Origin of the sequence: Companilactobacillus crustorum JCM 15951, from assembly GCF_001434585.1 — a bacterium.
Lineage (GTDB): Bacteria > Bacillota > Bacilli > Lactobacillales > Lactobacillaceae > Companilactobacillus > Companilactobacillus crustorum.
In genome coordinates this window covers 17,539-40,949 of record NZ_AZDB01000014.1, presented here as the reverse complement: position 1 = coordinate 40,949, position 23,411 = coordinate 17,539, and the positions used below count along the sequence as shown (strand labels likewise).

Here is a 23,411-nt window from a genome sequence, read left to right as displayed (position 1 = left end):
ATCCTATTCGTCAAAGCCATCAGTCATAGTCTGAGGATATTCTTCAGACACGATCTTAGCACATCTAGCACAGAAGGTAGGATAATTTGAGTCACTACCAACATCAGTCTTAATCATTCGACATCTTTGACAAACTTTTCCTTCAGCTTTTTCTACAAGAACACTTGCAAGTTCATATTTATCAGCAGTTTCAGGTAACTCTTGATCGCTAATTTCAAATTGTGAAACAATCAATAATTGACCGAAATTACTATCAATTTTGTCAAGAACAGCTTTCAATTCAGCATTTGGATGAATTGTTACTTTAGCTTCCAAAGACTTACCAATTAACTTGTTGCTACGAGCAACTTCTAGAGATTTTAAGACATTATCTCTAAAGTCCATGAAGACAGACCAATCTTTTTCAATTTCTGCTTGATCGGCGATCTCTTCAACCTTTGGCATTTCTGCTAATTGAATGTAATCTTCTGGTTCCTTAAGATATTCCCAAACTTGTTCCATAGTATGTGGCAAAATTGGCGTCAATAACTTAGCCAATTTAACAGCTACACTATAGATAACTGTTTGCATTGAACGACGTGCATGTGAATCTTCAGCATCAATATAAACGACGTCTTTAGCAAAATCAAGATAGAATGTTGACATTTCATTAACAATAAAACTAACTACAGACTTAGCCACGTCGGCAAAATCATACTTATCATAATCAGCCAAAACATCTTTAACCAAATCATTCAACTTAACGACAACATACTTATCCTCTGGGCGAAGATCTGCATATGCTACAGCATTAGTCTTAGGATCAAAATCAGTTGTATTAGCTAACATAAATCTAATAGTATTTCTGATCTTACGATATGTTTCAGAAACTTGCTTGAATGAATCAACTGAAACTGAAACATCCGAGCTAGAGTCAACCGATGCAACCCAGAGACGAATAATTTCAGCTCCGAATTGTCTTTCGATGTCACTAGGAGCAATAACATTTCCAAGTGATTTACTCATCTTAACTCCATTCTTATCCAACGTGAATCCTTGTGAAAGGATAGCCTTATATGGAGCAACACCAAAGGCGGCTACAGAAGTAACTAGCATTGAGTTGAACCAACCACGATATTGATCAGAACCTTCAAGAATTAAATCAGCTGGGAATTTAAGATTGTCGCGTTTCTTAGCCACACCAGCATGAGCTGTCCCAGAGTCGAACCAAACATCAAGGATGTCAGTTTCCTTAGTAAATTTACCGTTGGGACTACCTGGATATGTAAAGCCATCAGGTAGAAGATCTTTAGCATCACGTTCAGCCCATACATTAGAACCATACTTACCAAACAATTCTGCTACATGATCGATTGTTTCTTTAGTCATAATAGGATCGCCATTTTCAGCATAGAAAATTGGTAGCGGAACACCCCAAGCACGTTGTCTGGAGATTACCCAATCTCCACGGTCACGAATCATATTGTAAAGACGTGTTTTACCCCAATCAGGCATAAAATCAATCTTTTCAATCTCATCAAGAATTTGTTGTCTAAACTTATCAATTGAAGCAAACCATTGTGGTGTAGCACGGAAAATAACGGGTTTCTTAGTACGCCAATCATGTGGATAACTGTGAGTGAAAAAGCTCAACTTCAAGAGTGAACCATTATCTTTCATTCTCTCACTGATCATCTTATTAGCATCATCATAGAAGACGCCTTCATATTCAGGTACTTCATCAGTAAATCTACCTTGTGCATCAATTGGTGAAAAGACTGGCAATTTATATTTCATACCGACAACAAAGTCATCAGCACCAAATCCAGGAGCTGTATGAACTAGGCCAGTACCATCATCCAAAGTAACATGATTACCAAGAATTAATGGTGATTCACGATCATAAAGTGGATGAGTAGCTGTTAATCCCTCAAGATCCTTACCCTTAACAGTCTTGAGAATTTCAACATTCTTCCAATCCAATTGTTCTTGTACATATGAAAGTCTCTCTTGGGCAACAACATATTTCTTGCCGTCAGCATTAACTTCCACATAAAGGAACTTAGGATTGACACAAATAGCCTCATTTGATGGAATTGTCCATGGCGTTGTCGTCCAAATAATGAAGGAAGCATCGCTGTCAATTACATCTTTACCGTTACGTACTTTAAAGGCAACAAAGATTGATGGTGATTTAACATCCTTATATTCAACTTCAGCTTCAGCTAGAGTTGATTCTGATGATGGTGACCAGTAAACTGGTTTTTTACCACGATAGATGTAACCTTTATCAACCATTTCTCCGAATACTTTAACTTCTTCTTCTTCAAATTCTGGTTGATAAGTAATGTAAGGATTGTCCCAATCAGCTGAAATTCCTAAACGTTTGAAACCAGCCATTTGTTTCTTGATTTCACCTTGAGCAAATTCATAACACAACTTACGGTAATCAGAAAGACTCATTTCCTTACGTTTAACACCCTTTTTAGCCAATTGTTGTTCAATTGGTAGACCATGAGTATCCCAACCAGGAACATAAGGTGCACGGAAACCGTTCATAGATTTATAACGAACGATAATATCCTTAGAGATTTTATTCAAAGCGTGACCCATATGGATATCGCCATTTGCAAATGGAGGTCCATCCAATAATTCAAAGGTTGGTTTACCCTCATTTAATTTTTGTCGTTGTTCATAAAGCTTATTATCTTCCCATGCTTTTTGCCACTCTGCTTCTTTGTTTGGCAAGTTTCCACGCATAGGGAATTTAGTTTTACCTAAATTTAAAGTATCTTTTACTCGCATTCTTTCACCCCTTCTAAAAATAAAAAGAACCCATCCAATTTAGGACGAGTTCTCGCTATACCACCTATTGGTAAATCAAATAAATTGTCTAAAAGTTGATATACCAGAAATTATTTTTACTAGTCTCACACCATACACTAGCTCGCTGAAAAAATATTATTAGTGGCACTTGTTCTTTTAATTATTTCTTAGGATCATCATCGGTCTCTTCATCTTTAAAATTGAACGTAGGTTCATTTTGTTGATGACTGATTGTATACGATTCATCCGGTTGATCATCCTGAATATTGTTATTATAGTTCATTTGCTCTGAATTGAAAACTGAATCTTGCTCATTTTCATAATCTTGTTGATTACCTGTCGAATTATCTTGATAATCTTGAGTTGAATCATTACCTGTTTGGCCACCAACTTCTTGTTTAAGTTTGTCAGTAGATGTACTGTCATTAAGTTTTGACCATTCCGGACTATCAACCATATCCAATTGTTGCTTTAACATTCCTTGCAAACCTTGACGGAACGAATTGACGCTTCGTTTCAAATTGTCAGTTTCAATAGTAACCTGACGAGCTCGATCTGAGGCATCTTGCAATATTTGATTAGATTTTTCAGTTGATTGATTCAATAAATCTCGTGCTTTTTTCTGCGATTCTTCGACAATAATCTGAGCTTCTTGTTCAGATTCATTCTTAACCTTTTCAGCAGCTTCTTGAGCTACCAAAATCGACTGATTCAAAGCATCTTTCATATCAGTGAAATATTTCAACTGTTCAGAAGTTTCTTTTAACTCCTTCTCCAATTGATCATTCTTTTGTAAAGCTAAATTGTAATCCTGCGCTACTTGTTTTAAAAAGCTGTCAACTTGGTCGCGGTCATAGCCTCGAAATTTATTGTCAAATTCTTTATCATGTATTTCTACTGGTGATAATACCATAACTTCACGCCCCTATTATTTCTTAATGATATTGACGAATAAAATGTATTTATTATTCTTTGATTTTCCCATAATATCATTAATCCTTATTCGGCCGAAACTTCTAACACTTAGTGTATCAGTAATTGTAATAAAAGAACTAGCGTTTTTGCTCACGACCCAATTAATTTGTACTTTACCATGATCCACAAGTGCCTTAGCACTCTGCCTAGACAAATCATAAACGGTTGCAATAATTGTATCCAATCGCAATGACTGAACATTAATCGTTTCGTCCGTCGATTCATCTTTAGGTAATAATAGATCCTTGAAACTTTTTTCGATTAAATGAATCTTATATGGTCCAATCTTTTTGACCTGTTCTTCAATGTAATCACTCATTGAGTCAAAGACAAAAAACTGCCAATTTTCGCCATCAGTAATAATATCGCCAAAACGATCACGTTCAACACCCGATCCAGTCAATGAACCTAATATTTGTCCATGGTGCAAGTTAGCAAATTTTTCCGGATAGCGTATTTCATACATCGCAATTTTATAATCAGACTCATTGGGTACAAAATAGTCAGGAGCTATTATTCCCCTGACTCTTTCAGCATTTTCGTAACCGCCAAAATAATGTACATATAAGTCATCATATTTATTTATGAGATTATTTAAAATTGTCTGTTCGCGAAGATTCAAAAAATCAGTTAGCTGAGGCGTATACATTGTTTGAGCTTTTAAAAGAATATCGCTTATCTTATCAATGAATATTTTTTCCTCAGGACGGAAAAAGCCACCGCCTATGATTGTTTTTTTATCATCCATATTTATATTATTAAAAATACCGCTTTCTGCAATAATTGAATTAATATAAGTGCAATTATTGGAGAAAAATCAAGAAAACCAATACTTGTCGGTATAATTTTCTTAATCAGATTTAAGAATGGCGCTACCATTGCTACGATAAATCTTCCAAATGCAGAATTGTATAGTGACGGTATAAAAGACAACAGACAAAATACAAAAATAATAAATTCATACAGTTGAAAGGCTGTACTAATAATAAATGGCAGCCCACTTAAAATTCGATCCATATCTTTCCTCGACTTTATTCGTTTATATCAGGTATGCTTCCATCAATTTCAAACTTTGGTGGTGTGCAAAGAAAGATCTTTTCTCCAACACGTTTGATCTCACCATTTAGAGCAAAGATAGTACCAGTTAAAAAGTCTACGATTCTCTTTGATTGTTCGTCATTGACATTATTAAAATTAACGATCACAGCCTTACTATTCAAAAGTTGTTTAGCAATAACTTTTGCATCTGAGTAAACTCTAGGTTGATAAATCGCAATTTTACTATTTGCTTTAGTTCTTGCTTCACTAGCTGTACTCATTGATACTACCTTTTCATTATTTGAATAATTTTTTTGAGGCTTAGTATCAGTATCAGCGACAACTTTTGTATCTGATGTTTCTTCATCGTCATTGATACCAAAGAAACTGCCTAATTTTTCAAATGCCATAAGAAAATCTCCTTTTACTTGTTATTACGACGTTTAAAAATTGGAGGAGTTGAGTCATCATCGTCATCGCTTAAATCAATTGTTTCTGGTTTTTGGAAGATTTCAAAATCGCCTTTTTCACCAGAGACATTTTTTTGCTTAGAAGCGTCACGATTAATGTCCCAATCGGCCAATGGGTCATTAGATGTTTGTGGCTGTTGTGGCTTTGTTTGTGCATTGTCACTTGGCTTGTTGTTATTCTTATTATTGTTATCCAAAGTAGCACGAGGATTATTTAAAGGACGTCTAGCTGGTTCCCTCTTCTTACTGTCTTCGCCACTTTCAACTCCAGTCGCAATAACTGTAACTTTAACTTGATCACCAAGTGTGTCATCGATAGAAGTACCAAAGATAATATTAACATCTGAAGTAGCTTGTTCGGAAACAATTTGCGCTGCATCTTGAGCTTCAAACAATGACAAGTCAGGGCCACCAGTAATATTAAGAAGAACTTGTTTAGCACCATCAATTGAAACTTCAAGCAATGGTGATGAGATAGCCTTCTTAGTTGCTTCAGTAATTCTATTTTCGCCATTAGCTTGACCAATACCCATTAGAGCAGAACCTTGATCAGACATAACTGTTTTAACATCAGCAAAATCCAAGTTAACGAATCCTGGAGATGTAATAAGATCAGAAATACTTTGTACACCTTGACGTAAAACATCATCAGCTATGCTAAAGGCTTCGCTCATTGGTGTCTTCTTATCAACGATTTCCAATAATTTGCTATTAGAAATCAAAACTAATGTATCGACGTCTTTCTTCAATTCTGTAATACCGTCTGCTGCAAAACGTGAACGTTTTTCACCTTCAAAAGCAAATGGACGCGTAACGACACCAACAGTCAATGCGCCACTTTCTTTAGCAATATTAGCAACGATAGGAGCAGCACCTGTTCCGGTACCACCACCCATTCCGGCGGTTACAAAAATCATATCTGCGCCTTCGAGGGCTTCTTTAATGGCTTCTTCACTCTCTTGAGCGGCCTTTTGTCCAACTTCAGGGTTTGAACCAGCACCTAATCCACGAGTCAATTTAGGTCCTAACTGAATTTTTGTTTCAGCATTTGAGTTTTCTAGAGCTTGAACATCTGTATTAGCTGCGATAAATTGAACACCTTTAATTCCAGCTTCTACCATGCGGTTAACAGCATTGCCACCAGCGCCACCGACACCGATAACTTTGATTACCGCTCCCTTATTTTCGGATGAGTCTAAAGTATATTCCATTAAGGAGTTCCTCCTATTAAATCTAATTTATTTTATATTAATTTTAATCAAAAAATCTACTCCAGAAATCCTTGAATTTAGACATTTTTTTGTCCTTATTAGGACTTGTCTGTTCTTCGCTGGCTTCATCTGGCTGAGTTTCTTGAGCTTGAGTAGGCATTACTTTTTTAGGTTGCTCAGGTTGTGGCTGTGGTTCAGGAACAACACGAGTCTGTGGTCTACTGTTACGTTCAACGGTCGCACCGTTAACAACATTATCAGCAATCACTCCAATATCATTCAGTCGAGAAGCATAAATTACTAAACCTAACCCCAATGAATATGAAGGATAGCGCATACCCATTTGAGTAGGAACGTAACTTCTTACTTTGACGTCAAAAATTTTCTTTGCTAAATCCTCAATATTTGGAGTAGCGGCGACACCACCAGTTAAAACAATACCGCCAGGCAACGATAAGGCCCCAGCATCCTCTAGTGGTGCTTGAAGTCTGGTAAAAATTTGATTCAAGCGAGCTTCGATAATTTCAGCTAAATACTCTTCTGAAACCATTGTAGGCTCATTTTTACCAACAACCTCAACACTGATATTTTCATCAGTTGATGCCTTATCAGCTGCAGCATTACCATAATAAAGTTTCAATTGGTTAGCATTTTCAACCGTTGTATTCAAAACAACTGAAATATCATGCGTAACATAATCTCCACCTTCGAAATCAACTGTCGATAACTTCAAATTATGATCATGTACAACTGAAGCAGTCGTTTGTCCTGCTCCCATATCAATAATTACAGCACCAAAGTCACTCTCACCATCGTCTAAAACGACTTGACTCAATGCCATTGGAGAAATAACTTTATGAATAATGTTTAAACCGGCCTTTTGAATAGCCTTCTTTGTATTATGAACAATCGTCTTGGGTGCCGTATAAATAATTCCAGACATTTCCAAACGAACACCAATCATTCCTCGAGGATCACGAATATTATTGAACCCGTCAACAGAAAATTGCTTAGGAATCAATGAAACCACTTCACGTTCACTAGGTAGATTTTGAACCATAGCGGCTAGCATTACCTGTCTAACGTCATTTTCATTAATTTCTTTTGACTCTGATCCAACTGCTATCATTCCTCGACATTTTTCAATCTGCAACATATTGGCCGATATACCGACCACAACGTCACGAATTGAAATATTTGCCTGCGTTTCGGCCTTCTTAATAGCTCTCTGAATGGCACTCGCAGCTTTATCTATATCGACTATAACGCCACGACTGACACCCTCGGATCTTTCGCTTCCAACTCCAACGATACTTAATCTATCGTCAGAAGATTCCGCAACCACTACTTTTATTGAATTTGTACCAATATCAAGACCTACAAAAAATTCAGAATTATCCATTAATCGTGGCAGCCTCCCTAACCTAAAAAAATCTATTCACTAAAAAATTTTAACACAAATATGATTATATTAAACCTATTTCTTAACATTAAACGGATAAGAATAAGCACCAATCTCTAAATCTATAACGCCCCTTTTCTTCATCTGAGCAGCCATACCTGGATAATATTTCAACTTGGTCTTGACTGTCCTCATATCGGCAATAACCTTATTTCCATCATTCATATCAATTTTAATCCGATAAGGATTCAATTTAGTGGGCGAATTATAAAATTCAGAAATATTTGTCTGAACATTACTTGGTAAATCAGCATAAATATTCGCTATTTCCCGCAACCTACCAGAATTGAAATTACTATAAATGGGATAATTGCCAATCGGAGAATTCAATTTCTGATTTAAAACGCGTCCATTATCAATGATTCGATAATAGCCACCGTCCTTATTGATATAACCTAGTGTTGGATACTCTTTGACATTAATAACTAAGTCTCGAAGATTATATGTACGAAACGTCACAGACTTTATAGATGATAATTTTTTTGCAGTTTTTTTTGAAATTGAACCGTGGTGTAACAAAACATCCAATAATGTCGAATTTTCATCAATCTTAGTAGCATTAATTACTTGTTGCGCTCCAAGATCGTTTACACCTTTTACATTGATATCTCTAACTTTGCTCAAAGGTGAGCCAAAATAAGCAATTAAAACGATGATAAAAACTATTATAAAAATCAACCCATTTTTACTTATCTTAATTCTTCTCTTCAACACTATTAGTCCTCATACATTACTTATTTACTAAGTCCGTTAATACTTTTATCAAACGATCAGCCGCATCAGGAACACCAATTTTTTTAGAATTGTCTGACATTGATTTTTGAAGCGTCTCATCACTCATGATCTGATTGATTTCATTGAATAACTTTTCAGAAGTCAACTCAGATTCAGCAATTACTTTAGCTGCATTAACTTTTGCAACCGACATGGCATTCTTAGTCTGGTGATCATGGGTAACGTATGGACTAGGTATAAAGATAGCCGGAATACCTAAAGCGGTTATTTCAGCAATACTTGTTGCACCACTGCGTCCAACAATCAACTTAATATCCGGTAAAATCTCCGGCATATTATCAATATATGGCAATACGGAAACATTTGCACTCTTTAGGTACTTATCATCAATCAATTTAACAACATTGTCATAATGAACTCGTCCTGTAACAAACAAAATTTGATAATTTGCAGCTACAAATTTGTCCATTGTATCAATAGTTGCTTGATTAATTGGTTTAGCTCCTCGCGAACCGCCAAAAATCATTACAGTATCCTTATCAGGCGCTAAATCAAATTCTTTTAAACGATCATTTTTCTTAATATCAATAACCTCTTGAGCACGAGGATTGCCCGTAAAGACAATTTTTTTCTTTTCACTAAACTGGTCCGTCGCTTCAGTAAAAGCAATTGCAATCTTATCGACAAAATGTGCTAAGAATTTATTAGTTACGCCAGCAATAGTATTTTGTTCATGAATAACCGTAGGTATATGCATAGTATGGGCTGCGTAAACAATTGCACTTGATACATACCCCCCAGTACCAATGACTACATCTGGTTTGAACTCTTTAATAATTTTGCGTGACTTACGAATACTAGATAAAAACAATTTAATTGTCTTGGCATTTTCTAATGTTAAGCGACGTTTAAAACCTTGAATTTCAATTGTTTTAAAATTCAAGCCAGCGTTCTTAACAATTTTGCTTTCTAAGCCTTTTTCCGTGCCGACGTATAAAACATCCTCAATTAAATTTCTTTCCTTGAGTCGCTTAATTAACGCCATTGCAGGGTATATATGTCCTCCAGTGCCACCACCGGAAACAATTATGCGCATTTTCGCCATCTATTTTACTTCTCCCTTTAAAGTTTCCACCGTTTGGATAAACAAATCGCCACGTTCCTCAAAGGTATGGAATTGATCCCAACTAGCTGCCGCTGGGGAAAGTAAGATTACATCGCCATCATTACTCTGTTTATACGCTTCAGGAACAGCCTCTTGTAAATTGTTTACCTTAACGATATTGCTAACATCTGCCTTCTCAGCCGACTCAATAACCTTATTAGCTGTTTGACCATAAACAACCAAATTGCTTACCTTACCCTTAAGTGAAGGAATTAATTCATCGAAGCCATTGCCTCGATCAAGTCCCCCAGCAATCAACGTAATGGGATCTTTAAATGCACTCAAAGCTACGATAGTTGCCTCAACATTAGTGGCTTTTGAATCATTATAAAATTTATGACCACCGAATGTATCGACATATTGAATTCTATGTTTAACACCTTTAAATGAAGATAAGACTTCTATAATATCTTCATTCTTAACATTATAAAGTTTAGCTACGCTAATAGCAGCTAATGCATTTTGAACATTATGCTCTCCAGGAATCTGAATTTCGTTTACGTCCATAATGCGTTCGCCGTTACAATAAATTTTATCATCCTTAACATATGAGCCATGATCTAGCTCTTGATTATCGGAGAAAGGTAAAATTTGAGCTTGAGACTGTTGAGCCAATCCTCGCCATTCTTCAGTATTCCAATTAACAACAAAGTAATCATTCTTAGTTTGGTTCTTAGTAATATGCATCTTAGCTTTAATATAATTTTCACGCGTTTTATGAAAATCAAGATGGGTTGAATAAATATTATTTAAAACCGCTACTCGAGGATGCAAATCAATTGTTCCCTGCAACTGGAAACTGGAAAGTTCTGTAACAACAACATCATCTTTAGTAGCTTTTTGAATAACATCGGAAATAGGAATGCCAATATTACCCGCATAATAAGAATTCTTGAATTTTGGTGAATGCTTCAACATCAATTGAATTAAAGTTGTCACTGTAGTCTTACCGTTAGTTCCAGTCACTGCAACCATAGTAGCGTCAGAGAAACTATAAGCTATTTCAGGCTCTGTTATTACAGGTATTTTTAACTTTTCAGCCCGTTGAACCAAATCATTGGAATAAACGATTCCAGGATTTTTAACCAAATAATCAAATGATTCATCAATCAAACTGGCATCATTGCTACCAGTAATTACCTTAAAGCCAGCATCCATCAGAGCCTGGGCCTCAGTGTTGCCTTCCAAGGGATTGGAATCAACAACAGTGACATCTGACCCCATTTTCTTCAAGAGTTTAGCAACAGCAAAGCCACTCTTGGCTAATCCTAATACTAAGAATTTTTTGTTTGAATAATTACTCTCTGTTTTCATTGCGATCAATTACTTCCTATACGAATAAAATTAAATAAATTGCTGAACAAATAGCACCGACAATCCAAAATGTAATATCAATTTTCCATTCACTCCAGCCCATCATTTCAAAATGGTGATGAATTGGCGTCATCTTGAAAATTCGACGATGGAACACTTTGAATGAGAAAACCTGTAGCATAACGCTCAATGTTTCAATGACATAAACCAAACCAATCAGCAACAGTGACCAGTAACGACCTAATAAAATTGAAATGGCAGCTAAACCAGCACCTAATGCCAATGAACCAACATCACCCATGAATATTTTAGCAGGCTTGTGATTGTATATTAAGAATGCCAATAAAGCACCAACAACTGAGAAACAGACAATAGCTAAATCTACTCGATTTTGATTAAGTGAAATAATTCCATAAGTAGCATAAGAAATGGCACCCAATCCACCTAGCAAACCATCTAAGCCATCAGTTAAATTGGTAGCATTTGAAAAACCAACCAACCAGAAAATTGTAAATAAAATAAAAATCACAGCTGAATTAACTGACAATAAACCTGGGATTGTAAAGTTCATTGGCAATTGATCGTCATTGTAAACATACAAGAAAATTATCCCAACAACAACTTGTAATAAGGCTTTTTGATATGCACGCAAGCCAAGATTTCTCTTCTTGAATACTTTGATAAAATCATCAATAAAACCAATGCATCCGTATAAAACAATAACAAAGGTAGTGATCAAAAGTGACCGATCTAATTGTCCTTGCCAAAGACCTACCCAAATATCAGTTACAAAAGTAGCTAAGATAATCAGTAATCCACCCATCGTTGGAGTACCTGATTTCTTTTCATGCCATTTTGGACCTTCCTCACGAATTGATTGACCCTCTTTGTGAGCAACCAAATATCCGATCAAAAAAGGCATTAAGATAGCTACGATAGCAAACGAGCTAACTATAACGAAAATAATATGACTAATTTCCATGAAAATCCCCTTAATTATTTATTTTTCAATGTAACTATAATTTTACCACTCTCATTTATCACATGACCAGATTTGACCGATTGTTTCACAACATATCCGTCACCTTTTGTCGTGATTTGCTTTCCGGTTATCTCAGCGAACTTCAAAACATCATTCTTCGACCAACCAGTTAAATTAGGCATTGTCATTGCTCCGTTTGTTAACAGAACAATTCTTTGATCTGGCATAACTTTTTCACCACTAGCTGGTAATTGTTGAACAATTTTATTTCCAGTTCCAATTACACCGGATTGTAATTTCAGATCCTTAATTTGACTAAGGGCATCATTAGTTGATTTATCTAACAAACTAGGAATGCTGACATATTGACTGCCAGCCTCAGTGGTGTCAGTTGGCGACTTACCTTGATTAACCAATCTCTTAACCAATGGATTAAAGATTTCTGAAAGAATTTTTTCTGGTGCTTCAGTCATCTTCTGTGGCTGCTTCATTGTTACATAAACAATGTAGTTAGGATCATTGTAAGGAATCATCCCTGCAACTGAGAAAATATAATTATTCGATCCTGTTAAATAGCCACCCTCAGGCGAAGCAATCTGGGCAGTACCAGTTTTAACACCAACTTTAACCCCAGGAACATTGTAAACGATTCCGGTACCATAGTTTTTAGTTACTACTTGGCGCATAGCCTTTTGAACTTGTTTAGCTGTACTTGCCTTAATTGGTTGTCCTACTACTTGACGTTTAAAACTCTTCGTCGTTTTACCAGTATTAGCATCCACTACTTTTTGAATAATTTGAGGCTTGATCATCGTCCCGCCATTAGCAATTGCTGAAAAAGCCTGTAACATTTGCATGGTATTTACATTGACACTCTGTCCAAATGATGTCATAGCTTGATCACTCAAATGCTCGTAAGAAATGCTACCAGCAACTTCACCAGGAAGTTCAATCCCAGTTTTTTTGCCAATATTGAATTTCTTCATGTATTTCATCCAAGTTTTTGCGCCCATTTCTTGCTCTAGCTTGACCATACCAACGTTTGAAGATCGCGTAAAGGCTTCAGATAGTGGAATATATCCCCAACCAGCTGTATTCCAATCGCCAATTGTTCGACCACCAACTTCAACTGTTCCAGATTTATACAATTGATCAGGATTATAATTTCCCGAATCAATTGAAGCTGACAAAGTTAAAATTTTCATTACTGAACCAGGTTCAAATTGATCTTCTACCAATGTATCTCGCCAACTATCGCTCAAACCCTTACCAGTTGTTGGATTAAAGGTTGGTCTCTGTGTAGCAGCCTCAATCGCACCAGTCTTAGCATTCATCACTAAGATTTGTAAATCTTTAGGTGCATATTTTTCTTCAACTTCTTGAGCTAAAATCTCACTATATTGCTGGATTCGACTATTCAAAGTTAAATAAATATTAGAACCGTCAGAGGTACTCTTTTCAACCACTTGCGAATTAGGCAATTCATTACCGCTATTATCGACTTTAGTAACTTTTTTACCATCGCGACCAGCCAAAAGCTTATTGAAATATTTCTCTATTCCCATAACACCACTAATATTGCTGTTAACATCATTAGCATTATCGGACTTAGTAATCCCTACTAAATTAGTGGCAAAAACACCATTAGGATATGATCTTGAAGGTAATTCTACAAAATGTAGTCCTGGTAACTTTTGGGCAGCAATTTTCCTCTTGATTTCAATTGACAGGCCTCGACCTGCTTGTCCAAATTCAACTTGATATTGTTTTTTATTTTTCGGAGTTAAATACTTTCGAAGCTGCTTAGCTGATAATGGCAGATATTTGCTTAAAATTCGAGCTGTCTTTTCTTTATCAACTACATAATCAGGTTTACCTGCTACAGTCTTAGACTTATGACTTGTAATAGCATACAAATTATAAATCGTTGAATCTCCAGCAATCATATCGCCATTAACATTAAGAATATCGCCACGTTTAGCGTTGACCTTGGTAACATTTTCATATTTTTGTTTAGTTCTTTGAACTAGGTTAACACCATCATATCTCTTACTAATTGAAATATACGTGAACCTTTGAATAAAAAGGATAAAAGAAAAGGCAGTCGCAATCAAAATTACCATACCAACAATATAGTGATTGCGTCTTGCCTTATTTTTAAATAATTTTCTGAACTTACTCATTTTGAAATATTCCTTACATTGTTGTCATTCATTTTCAAATTATGCTTTTTTGCAAAAGAAGATAAACGATCAAAACTAGTTAATTCAGAAACCTCTTGTCTTAAATTAACATTACTTGTATTTGTTTTAGATATTTGGGTAGTGAGACTATCCAATTTATTTTGAGAAGAAGTCATCGAAACTTTGATACTAACTAACGTAACCATTAAAGCCAACGTTAAAATAGCTAGCCCAACGATTGAACAAATTTCAAATTTGGACAACGCAACGCTATTTGTTTTAGGAGCTGCTTGAACGACTTGTTTGGGCTGTTCAGCAACTTGATAGTCTTCTAAATTTCTAGCAGTACTTTCTTCTCTCATATTATTAATTCTCCATTATATCTTTTCAACAACACGTAGTTTGGCACTATGAGCCCGATTATTTTCAGATAATTCTTCATCATCGGGCAAAATAGGTTTCCTAGTTATCTGTTTAAGTATTGGTTTTAGATCATCTGGAATAACTGGTAATCCTCTGGGAATATCGACATGAGAATTATCCTTGAAAATGTGTTTAACAATCCGATCTTCTTTTGACTGAAAAGTTATAACGCTAATTCTGCCCTTGGGAGCTAAGAGATCAATGGCTTGTTCTAGTGATCTTTCTAAAGAACCAAGTTCATCATTAACGGCAATTCTAATTGCTTGAAATACTCTTTTTGCTGGATGTCCACCAGTTCTTCTGGCAGCAGCTGGAATCGCATTTTTTATAATATCAGCTAATTCCAGCGTTGAAGTAATCCGATGGTCAGCTCTAATTCGCTCAATTGCTCGAGCAATTTGTTTAGCAAACTTTTCATCACTATATTTATAAAAAATACTGACTAATTCATTATATGACCAATCATTAACAATTTTTTCAGCGTCCAGATCTTGTCTTTGATCCATTCTCATATCCAAACGAGCTTCTTTTTTATAACTGAATCCTCGAACAGCATCATCAAATTGTGGCGATGAAACTCCTAAATCGTAAACAATTCCATCAACCTTTTCAATTCCTAATTCATTCAGACGTGCTTGCATATTCTCAAAGTTATCACGAATCAATGTTAATGAATTATCGCCAATTATTTCAGCATTATTTTGAATACTCTCACCGACTTCAATAGCAGCTTCATCTCGATCAAAAACATAAAGATGACTATTGTGAACTCGGCTTAATAGTTCCTTGGTGTGTCCACCACGTCCAAAGGTAGCGTCTACATAAATCCCATTGTCATGCGGATTAATTTCATCAATAGTTTCTTTTAAAAGTACTGTTTTATGTTTATATACATTAGAAGTCAAAGTCTGTCATTTTCTCCGATATTTCTTCAAAATTATCTTCAGCCTCTTGGCTAAATTTATTCCAGCGTTCCTCATCCCAAATTTCAATTCGGTCAGAAACGCCTACAACTACGCAATTCTTATTTAACTTAGCAAATTCAACTAATGAAGTCGATATATTAATTCGACCTTGTTTGTCAAATTCAACCTCTGCTGCTGCAGAATAAAAGAATCGAGTAAAAGCACGAGCATCCTTCTTAGTTAGTGGCAACTTATCTAATTGTGCCTCTAATTTATTCCATTGTTCCAACGGATACCCAAAAAGGCAACCATCCATGCCTCGAGTAATTACAAAACTATCACCCAGCAACTTTCTAAACTTAGCGGGAACTATAATCCGTCCCTTAGTATCAAGTGTGTGATGAAATTCACCCATAAACATGGAAGGCTCACCCCGATTCTTTAACACTTCCTAATTTACCACAAATCCCCACTTTTAACCACACGATATTAAACAATCTGTTAATAAATGTGAAAGCATTTACTAATTATACAGTTCTAACGGTGGGGGGATTTTTCAAATCTCGAAATAACCACTTACAAAGATTGCATAAATTGCCTTTGTGAAGTAGTATTTCACTATATATTAATTTGGTGGTGGAAGTTTTGAACGATAAGAAACCTAAAAGCACTTTGACTAAAATTACACAAATTGTCGTTTGGTTAATGATTTTAGTAACAATCGGCGGTGTAGTTTTAGGTGCTGTAATGAGTTTTATTTAAAACAAAAAAGGAAGTCATAGCCTGGATAGGTTTATGACTTCCTTTTGTTTTACAATTTTTCTGGAGGCTGTAAGTGCGACTTGAAATATAACACAGTTATTCATAGCTGAATCAATTTCAATCTTTGTTCTAAGCTAAAAGGTAACTGTTGTTTAATTTAAGCTTTTAAAAACCAAAAGAACCAATGACTTTTCATATTATAGTCATTGGTTCTTCCTCTACAAATTTAAATTCAATAAAATCATTAATCCCTAATAACTATCAATCGTTTAAATACCCGATTCAAAATCACTGCTAAAACTAACATCATAATCATATTAGCAATAAAGCTACCACCATTAATTACCAACGAATAAATCCAAGGATTCATTGTTTTAGGAGCATAGCTTCCCCAATAAATACCACCAGCAATAAAATGGAAAAAATATTTAGCGAAGAAGCCTATAGCTGAATAAAAGATAATTAATCCCAAAGCACTCTTACCATTTTTAATAGCTTGTTTAACTCTTGAACTACCTAATCCAATTAGACCAACTACCCCAAAAGCCAGCGGATACTCCACAAACCCCTGCAATGGATTTAAAAAGCCACCATTACTAAAGCCTCGTAGGACTAAATCTAAAATTCCCCATACTAATCCAGCCATTAACCCAGCTTTAAGGCCTCGACGTAAAGCAAAAATTGCCATAGGTATTAAACCATACATAAACTCAATCGATGATACTCCAGTTGAATGTGGAACGAATGATAAAACTAATGCTAAAGCAGTGATCAAAGCTCCTTCAGTAATGACAATTAAATCACTGCTTTTACTAATATTGGTCATAAAAAAACTCCCTTCTGATTTTTAGTCGTCACAAGAGAGTTCGAGCTTCTGCTTGAACAACACTATTCCTACGCATGTATTAACATAACAGGTTTAAAGGGTCTGAACATTTTGTTCACTCTCAGCCAATGGCTCCCCCTGTGTTGACTTATTCATTTACAAACGGATTATAGCACAAGGCTTATTTTCTTCCAAACACCTTGCCCCAAAACCCAACCTTTTTCGTATGATTAAATAAATCCAAAGGTATGCTTTCTCCCAACATTCGCCGAGCAATATTCTGATAGCTCTTGCCAGCATCACTGTAAGAATCAAATGCCACGGTACGGCCTGAATTAGAAGCTGCAATGACTTTATCCTCATCAATTACAATTCCCAGGAGGGGAATTCCTAAGTGATTGACGATATCATCAATTTTCATAGAAGTTCCATCATTAATCATATTTTTACGAATTCGGTTAATAATCAAATGTGGCGTAATTGGCATATTCATATTTTCTAAAATACCTACTACACGATCAGCATCACTTACTGAAGCCACCTCTGGATTAGTAACCACTAAAGCACCATCAGCAATAGAAACAGCATTTTGAAAGCCATATTCAATTCCAGCTGGGCAATCGATCATCACAAAATCAAATCGTTGTTTCAATTCATTGACAATATTTCCGACCGAAGCTTTGTCCAAAACGTACTTATCAGCAAACTGTGAAGCAGCCAGCAGATATAAATTGTCTTCGAAATGTGGATCTCTGACCAAAGCTTGAGAAACAACTACTCGATGCTGGGCCACATCGACAATATTATAGACAATTCGATTGGTCAATCCCATAACCGCATCCAAATTTCTCAAACCAATGTCCAAATCAACCATACAGACTTTTTTTCCAAGGCTCGCTAAAACTGTACTGACATTTGCTGTAGTGGTGGTCTTACCAACTCCGCCTTTTCCGGAAGTCACAACTATTGATATCCCCATAGTTAACCTGTCCTTTTTCCTAATTCACTTAAACTATCGTTTATAATTTTGTAAATCATCCACGCTAATTGAATGTAAATCATCAATATAAGCATACTTTCCAGCTTGAAAATCATCTTTATTATCATCCGTTACAATTTCTATGACATCAGCAATTCTCAACTGATCAACATCTTTTAAATTGCCAAAAACAACCGCATCAGTCTTATCAGGGTACCCGGCTTGAACAATTCCATTAACTTGACCTAAAACGTAAACCGAACCAGTTGCACATATTTGAGCATCTCGATGCAGATTACCTAAGAAGATCAAATCACCTTCATAGTCCAATTTTTGACCACTACGAACAATTCCTGACTCAACATTAGTTTTATTTTCTTTTAAAATTTCAGCGACTTTTTGTTTAGACTCGACGTCAGCTTGAATATCCTTTAGCTCTAATTGTGGAAATTTATCAAAAAAATCACGAATTGAATTTTTCTGATCATCATTTAACAGCCGATTACCAGTTTTGATAGTAAATTTAATAACATCATCATCTTCAGTGGTAGATTTCACGTTTTGACGCATAATTAATTCTTTTAGCTCCTTAAACGCGCTATCATAGTTGGCTTTAGCATCTATGATGACTGAAAAGCCATTTTTATCACCTTTTAAAATGATGTCACTCATTTACTATCCCTCCGATATTTCATCAGCCACTCAGACAAATTAGCCAACGGAATGAAGAGAATGAAGAAAACAACCACATTCCAGAGTAGCGTTGGACCTAAAGTATAAGTGATGAAATTTAAAACATTTGTATCTGTCTGTTGTAACAGTCGCTCTAACAAATAAATTCCTGACTGTAAAAATGTCAACGACAAAAAATAAACTGAAAGTTCATAACCCATATTATTTTTAACTAACAAAAATTTAAAGTGATCTATTCCCACCATTACCAATGGTAAAAGAATTGTATACAATCCAATAATCCCATAGTAGTAGGAATCATACATCACTCCAAAAACAATCCCATAAATAATCAACTGTCTGCGATCGTCAATACGCATTGTTAACATGATAATGGCCATCAACATTATTTGTGGCAAAATTATCACTACGCTATGATTCATATTATTCAAAAAGGCCCACTTCATTAAACCATCTAGGTAAAATGTAAATAAAATGAATAATACTTGTCCAACAATCTTACGAGTTTTAATGTTCATTAATTTTCACCACTAACAGATGATTTAATAACAGTAACAACCGTAAAGTTACGTAATTCAGCGGCTGGAGTAATATAAACAGAATTTGTCATTCCGTAATTATCCTTCTTAATTCCGTAAACTTTACCGATATACAATCCACGAGGTGTCAAACCACCTAAACCGGATGTGATAACACTTTGGCCTTTTTTAATGTCTTTCGTTGAATTAACGTTTTCCATTACTAAATCGCCAGTCGAACTATCATAACGACTAACAACCCCTGTAATGTTTTTATTGTTGCTTCCAGAAATTTCAGCTGCAAATTTATCATTCAATTCATTATCAGTAGAAATTAATTCTACTTTAGAACTGATCTTGTCGACTTCAATAACTCGACCAATCAAACCCTTACCAGACATAACGGGCATATTCTTCTTAATTCCGCTAGTTTGTCCACGATTAATCGTTAAATAACTTTGCCAACTGCTTGGTGACCGCGACAAAACTGAAGCATTGACAGTCGTATAGTCTGTCAAAGTTCCATTTAGTTTAAGCTCTTGCTTTAACTTTTTATTCTCATCTTGAACTACTTCTAGCTTAGCTTGATTTTGAGCTAATTCACCAATTCTCGATTTAAGTCGCTTATTCTCGGAATAAGTGTTATATAAATCAGAAAATTCTGAGGTAGCATTTTTAACAGCATTAGTTGGGTAAGCAAAAACTCCCCCTACTACACTGACGACATCATTACCTACTTGTTGAACGAATGGTGGGGTATTCTTTTTATCTCGAATATTGACTGTAACCGCCAAAAGACCAAAAGTAACAATAATAAGTATCATTAAAATAATCAATTTTTTATTTGAAAAAAACTTTTGCATTGCTTCCTCCTAGTAGATCAAATAAAAAAAACGGGATTAACCCGCTTATTTTTGGCGACGCATCACATCGATATTTTTCAATGATTCTCCAGTACCGATAGCCACACAATCTAATGGGTCTTGAGCAATGAATACGGGAACTCCAGTAGCTTCAGAAATAACTTCTGGCAAATGATGCAACAATGCTCCACCACCAGTAAGTACGATACCATGATCGATAACATCGGCTGCAATTTCAGGAGATGTCTCCTCAAGAGTTTCCTTAATTGTTTCAATAATCTCTTCAACATTTTCATGAATAGCAGTAGCAATATCTTCACCAGACAATTGAACTGTCTTAGGTAGACCAGTTACCAAATCTCTACCACGAATTTGCATTGATTCGATTTCTTTTGCTTTTTCAATTGATGCAGAACCAATTTGAATTTTAACATCCTCAGCTGTTCTTTCACCAATTTGAAGATTAAAGTTTGACTTAATATATGCAGAGATCGACTCGTCAAACTTATCGCCGGCTACACGGATTGAACGTGATGAAACGATACCACCTAATGAAATAGTAGCAACATCAGTTGTACCACCACCAATATCAACAACCATGTTACCAGTTGGATCCATAACAGGAAGTCCAGCACCAATAGCAGCTGCAAATGGTTCTTCAATCACATATGCTTCACGAGCTCCAGCATGTTGAGTAGCTTCAATAACAGCTCTCTTTTCAACTTCAGTAACGCCACTTGGCACACAAACCATAACTGAAGGTTTTGAATTATTAGCTGTTTTTTCGATGAAATATTTCATCATCGCTGCTGTTGTATCATAATCAGCAATCACACCGTCACGCATTGGACGAATAGCAGAAATACTACCAGGTGTACGACCGATCATTTCTCGTGCATCAGAACCGACTGCAACGATTTCTCCAGTGTTATTATTTTTTGCAACAACTGAAGGTTCATTTAAAACTATACCTTTTCCTTCAGCATAAACTAGAGTATTTGCAGTTCCCAAGTCTATGCCGAGCTTCTTTGATCCAATACCAAACAATTTATTTTCTCTCCTTTAAAGTACACACCACATTTTACGCTAAACAAAATTATATCATAGAAAACGACGATTTAAAGTACGACGAAATCATATCCTAAATTAAATTTAAAGTCTTTAGACTAGAAAAGGTTTTTTTTGTAATAATTAAATGATCGATTAAGTTTATTCCTATTAAATGACAGCACTTTTTCAGTCTTAAAGAGAACTCTTGATCATTCTTAGAAAACATCAATGATCCATTAGGATGATTATGAGCAACAACTATCTGCGTCGCTGACATCCCAATGGCCTCTCTTAAAATATCTCGCGGATGAACCGTAGCCTGATCGACTGTTCTTATAAAAACAACTTTTTCATCTATTACATGATAACTATTATTCAAATAAACAGTTACTAGTTTTTCTTGTGGAGCGTTTCCAATTTTTTTTATTAAATGCTGACCAATTTCATCTACTGAAACAACTGTTTCCGATAGACTATCAGCTTGAATTTTTCTAGTTCCCAATTCGATAGCAGCCAAGATTTTACAAGCCTGAGCTACACCAATACCATTAAACGACATTAATTGCTCTAAACTCAAATCTAAACCATTAGAATTACAAACGATTTTTTTCGATAGATCTATGACAGGATTCCCTTGAGTTCCATTACCTAGAATTACTGCCAATAGTTCCTCATCTTTTAAACTATTAACACCATACGCTAAAATTCTTTCCCTTATATTTATCATCATATCTCAAATTACGAGAAATAGTTTTCTAAGTCCGAAACTAAGTAAAATGAACCAGTAATAACTAATAATTGCTTTGAATTCATTTTTGCAACTATTTTCTGTAATTGACTTCGATAATTTTCAATAAAGGAAACATTAGTATAATCATCTAAATTATAATCACTAGCCACAGCAGACCTTGGCATATCAAGCTTTGTGATATAAACATGCGATACTTTAGGAGCTAATTCTTCAATAATTTTATGACGATCTTTATCTTTCATTCCTGCGTATAAAACAATTATATCCTTATTTTCATGATTTATTGCTAAAGAATTAATTAAATTATGCACTGCTGAAATATTATGAGCACCATCCATTAAAATGAGTGGGTTCTTTTGAACAATCTGAGCCCTTCCAGGTAAATGATTCTTGTCTAAATTTTGATAAATTAGTTCACTTGAGCTTAACATCTGATGCTGCTCTTGAAAATATCGAAATGCTCGAATAGCAATTGAAGCATTCATTGCCGTCGTTTCTTCAAATCCCTGGCAAGAAATGTCCTCAAGGACCACTTTATCATCATAATAAGTAAACGATAAATTAAAATCGTTATTTTTATAATTTCTTATACCGAAACTTTTACCAAATTCAAATAAAGGACTGTTTTTTTTAATAGCCATTGTTTCAATAATCTCACGAACTGAATCTTGTAGCACTCCCGTCACAATTGGTTTATGAAGTTTAATGATCCCTGATTTTTCCTTTGCAATGTCTTGAATTGTTGGCCCAATCAACTGTTCATGATCCAAATCAATTGAGGTAATAATTGAAAGCTCCGGAATTATCACATTCGTTTTATCGTGTTTAGCACCAATTCCCGCTTCAATAACTGCGACATCGACACGCCCACGGAAATAAAAATAACCCAAAATAGTTACAAATTCAAACTCAGCCAAAGGAATACCATCGACTTTTTCCTTAATAAAGTTGACGTCATCCAATAAATCAGCATTTGAAATATATTTGTGATTAATTTGAATCCGTTCATTAAATTCTTTAATAAAGGGTGAAGTAAACATCCCTACACGTTGGCCAGTAGCTTCCAAAAGATTCGCCAAAAAATTAGTTGTTGAACCTTTGCCATTAGTACCCGTAATATGAATTGTTTCATAGCTATCTTGTGGATCACCTAAACGATGCAGTGCTTGTTTAATATTAGTTAAATCATTCGTTCGATGGAACTTCGGTAACGAGTGAATATATTGAATTGCCGCCTGATAATTTTCTAACAATTTTTAACACTCCATTTTTTCTTAAACAAAAGGGCTGGACTATTGCCA

The 23,411-nt window shown here is 35.3% G+C and carries 24 protein-coding genes and 1 riboswitch; of the genes, 1 reads left to right on the top strand and 23 read right to left on the bottom strand.

The window, feature by feature from the left end:
- Window positions 1-3 precede the first annotated feature (3 nt).
- The 15 genes from ileS to mraZ all read right to left on the bottom strand — a co-directional run bounded on the left by ileS (window position 4) and on the right by mraZ (window position 16,089).
- Window positions 4-2,784: an isoleucine--tRNA ligase gene (ileS, locus tag FD26_RS05520; RefSeq protein ID WP_057867431.1), complete on the bottom strand. Its 2,781-nt coding sequence runs from the start codon at window positions 2,782-2,784 to the stop codon at window positions 4-6.
- A gap of 181 nt (window positions 2,785-2,965) precedes the next feature.
- Window positions 2,966-3,718, bottom strand: coding sequence for a DivIVA domain-containing protein (locus FD26_RS05515; protein WP_057867430.1), 753 nt, complete (start codon window positions 3,716-3,718; stop codon window positions 2,966-2,968).
- A 15-nt stretch (window positions 3,719-3,733) separates the two neighbouring features.
- A complete protein-coding gene (locus tag FD26_RS05510) occupies window positions 3,734-4,528 on the bottom strand; it encodes a YlmH family RNA-binding protein (RefSeq protein WP_057867429.1) in 795 nt (264 codons plus the stop codon).
- 2 nt (window positions 4,529-4,530) lie between these two features.
- Entirely contained in the window at window positions 4,531-4,797 is a 267-nt protein-coding gene (locus FD26_RS05505; RefSeq protein WP_057867428.1) for a YggT family protein, read from the bottom strand.
- 14 nt (window positions 4,798-4,811) lie between these two features.
- The gene (locus tag FD26_RS05500; protein WP_057867427.1) at window positions 4,812-5,228 is read right to left on the bottom strand and encodes a cell division protein SepF; all 417 of its coding nucleotides are present in this window, start codon (window positions 5,226-5,228) and stop codon (window positions 4,812-4,814) included.
- Window positions 5,229-5,242: 14 nt separating this feature from the next.
- Window positions 5,243-6,499 carry a cell division protein FtsZ gene (gene ftsZ / locus FD26_RS05495; RefSeq protein WP_057867426.1) on the bottom strand — a complete coding sequence of 419 codons (1,257 nt, stop codon included), beginning with the start codon at window positions 6,497-6,499 and terminating at the stop codon, window positions 5,243-5,245.
- Window positions 6,500-6,542: 43 nt separating this feature from the next.
- On the bottom strand, window positions 6,543-7,901 hold the full coding sequence (ftsA, locus tag FD26_RS05490) for a cell division protein FtsA (RefSeq protein ID WP_057867425.1): 1,359 nt from the start codon (window positions 7,899-7,901) through the stop codon (window positions 6,543-6,545).
- 75 nt (window positions 7,902-7,976) lie between these two features.
- Window positions 7,977-8,675, bottom strand: coding sequence for a cell division protein FtsQ/DivIB (locus tag FD26_RS05485; protein WP_057867424.1), 699 nt, complete (start codon window positions 8,673-8,675; stop codon window positions 7,977-7,979).
- Between the two features lie 16 nt (window positions 8,676-8,691).
- The gene (murG, locus tag FD26_RS05480) at window positions 8,692-9,792 is read right to left on the bottom strand and encodes an undecaprenyldiphospho-muramoylpentapeptide beta-N-acetylglucosaminyltransferase (protein WP_057867442.1); all 1,101 of its coding nucleotides are present in this window, start codon (window positions 9,790-9,792) and stop codon (window positions 8,692-8,694) included.
- 9 nt (window positions 9,793-9,801) lie between these two features.
- A complete protein-coding gene (gene murD / locus FD26_RS05475; protein ID WP_057867423.1) occupies window positions 9,802-11,175 on the bottom strand; it encodes a UDP-N-acetylmuramoyl-L-alanine--D-glutamate ligase in 1,374 nt (457 codons plus the stop codon).
- Window positions 11,176-11,191: 16 nt separating this feature from the next.
- Complete coding sequence (gene mraY / locus FD26_RS05470) at window positions 11,192-12,157, bottom strand: phospho-N-acetylmuramoyl-pentapeptide-transferase (RefSeq protein WP_057867422.1); 966 nt, start codon at window positions 12,155-12,157, stop codon at window positions 11,192-11,194.
- A gap of 14 nt (window positions 12,158-12,171) precedes the next feature.
- Entirely contained in the window at window positions 12,172-14,340 is a 2,169-nt protein-coding gene (locus FD26_RS05465) for a penicillin-binding transpeptidase domain-containing protein (RefSeq protein WP_057867421.1), read from the bottom strand.
- Complete coding sequence (gene ftsL / locus FD26_RS05460; protein WP_057867420.1) at window positions 14,337-14,702, bottom strand: cell division protein FtsL; 366 nt, start codon at window positions 14,700-14,702, stop codon at window positions 14,337-14,339. Before ftsL ends, FD26_RS05465 begins: the two co-directional genes overlap by 4 nt.
- 15 nt (window positions 14,703-14,717) lie before the next feature.
- A complete protein-coding gene (gene rsmH, locus FD26_RS05455) occupies window positions 14,718-15,668 on the bottom strand; it encodes a 16S rRNA (cytosine(1402)-N(4))-methyltransferase RsmH (RefSeq protein WP_057867419.1) in 951 nt (316 codons plus the stop codon).
- A complete protein-coding gene (mraZ, locus tag FD26_RS05450) occupies window positions 15,658-16,089 on the bottom strand; it encodes a division/cell wall cluster transcriptional repressor MraZ (protein ID WP_057867418.1) in 432 nt (143 codons plus the stop codon). The genes rsmH and mraZ overlap by 11 nt, the downstream gene beginning before the upstream one ends.
- 215 nt (window positions 16,090-16,304) lie before the next feature.
- On the opposite strand from mraZ, the gene FD26_RS10895 reads away from it, so the two are divergent.
- A complete protein-coding gene (locus FD26_RS10895) occupies window positions 16,305-16,430 on the top strand; it encodes a DUF4044 domain-containing protein (RefSeq protein ID WP_371862024.1) in 126 nt (41 codons plus the stop codon).
- A 244-nt stretch (window positions 16,431-16,674) separates the two neighbouring features.
- On the opposite strand, the gene thiT is transcribed toward FD26_RS10895, so the two are convergent.
- The 8 genes from thiT to FD26_RS05410 all read right to left on the bottom strand — a co-directional run bounded on the left by thiT (window position 16,675) and on the right by FD26_RS05410 (window position 23,363).
- The gene (gene thiT, locus FD26_RS05445; protein WP_057867417.1) at window positions 16,675-17,256 is read right to left on the bottom strand and encodes an energy-coupled thiamine transporter ThiT; all 582 of its coding nucleotides are present in this window, start codon (window positions 17,254-17,256) and stop codon (window positions 16,675-16,677) included.
- A 47-nt stretch (window positions 17,257-17,303) separates the two neighbouring features.
- Window positions 17,304-17,405, bottom strand: a riboswitch (TPP riboswitch).
- Window positions 17,406-17,437: 32 nt separating this feature from the next.
- Window positions 17,438-18,235 (bottom strand): septum site-determining protein MinD, encoded by a 798-nt coding sequence (gene minD, locus FD26_RS05440; RefSeq protein WP_057867416.1) that lies wholly within the window; start codon window positions 18,233-18,235, stop codon window positions 17,438-17,440.
- A gap of 33 nt (window positions 18,236-18,268) precedes the next feature.
- Window positions 18,269-18,907 carry a septum site-determining protein MinC gene (locus FD26_RS05435; protein ID WP_057867415.1) on the bottom strand — a complete coding sequence of 213 codons (639 nt, stop codon included), beginning with the start codon at window positions 18,905-18,907 and terminating at the stop codon, window positions 18,269-18,271.
- Complete coding sequence (gene mreD, locus FD26_RS05430) at window positions 18,904-19,446, bottom strand: rod shape-determining protein MreD (RefSeq protein ID WP_057867414.1); 543 nt, start codon at window positions 19,444-19,446, stop codon at window positions 18,904-18,906. Before mreD ends, FD26_RS05435 begins: the two co-directional genes overlap by 4 nt.
- Window positions 19,446-20,309 (bottom strand): rod shape-determining protein MreC, encoded by an 864-nt coding sequence (gene mreC / locus FD26_RS05425; protein WP_057867413.1) that lies wholly within the window; start codon window positions 20,307-20,309, stop codon window positions 19,446-19,448. Before mreC ends, mreD begins: the two co-directional genes overlap by 1 nt.
- 45 nt (window positions 20,310-20,354) lie before the next feature.
- Window positions 20,355-21,356 carry a rod shape-determining protein gene (locus FD26_RS05420; RefSeq protein WP_057867412.1) on the bottom strand — a complete coding sequence of 334 codons (1,002 nt, stop codon included), beginning with the start codon at window positions 21,354-21,356 and terminating at the stop codon, window positions 20,355-20,357.
- Window positions 21,357-21,450: 94 nt separating this feature from the next.
- Window positions 21,451-22,086, bottom strand: a complete 636-nt coding sequence (gene radC, locus FD26_RS05415; protein WP_261766177.1) for a RadC family protein — start codon at window positions 22,084-22,086, stop codon at window positions 21,451-21,453.
- An 11-nt stretch (window positions 22,087-22,097) separates the two neighbouring features.
- Window positions 22,098-23,363, bottom strand: coding sequence for a bifunctional folylpolyglutamate synthase/dihydrofolate synthase (locus tag FD26_RS05410; RefSeq protein ID WP_057867410.1), 1,266 nt, complete (start codon window positions 23,361-23,363; stop codon window positions 22,098-22,100).
- Window positions 23,364-23,411: the final 48 nt, after the last annotated feature.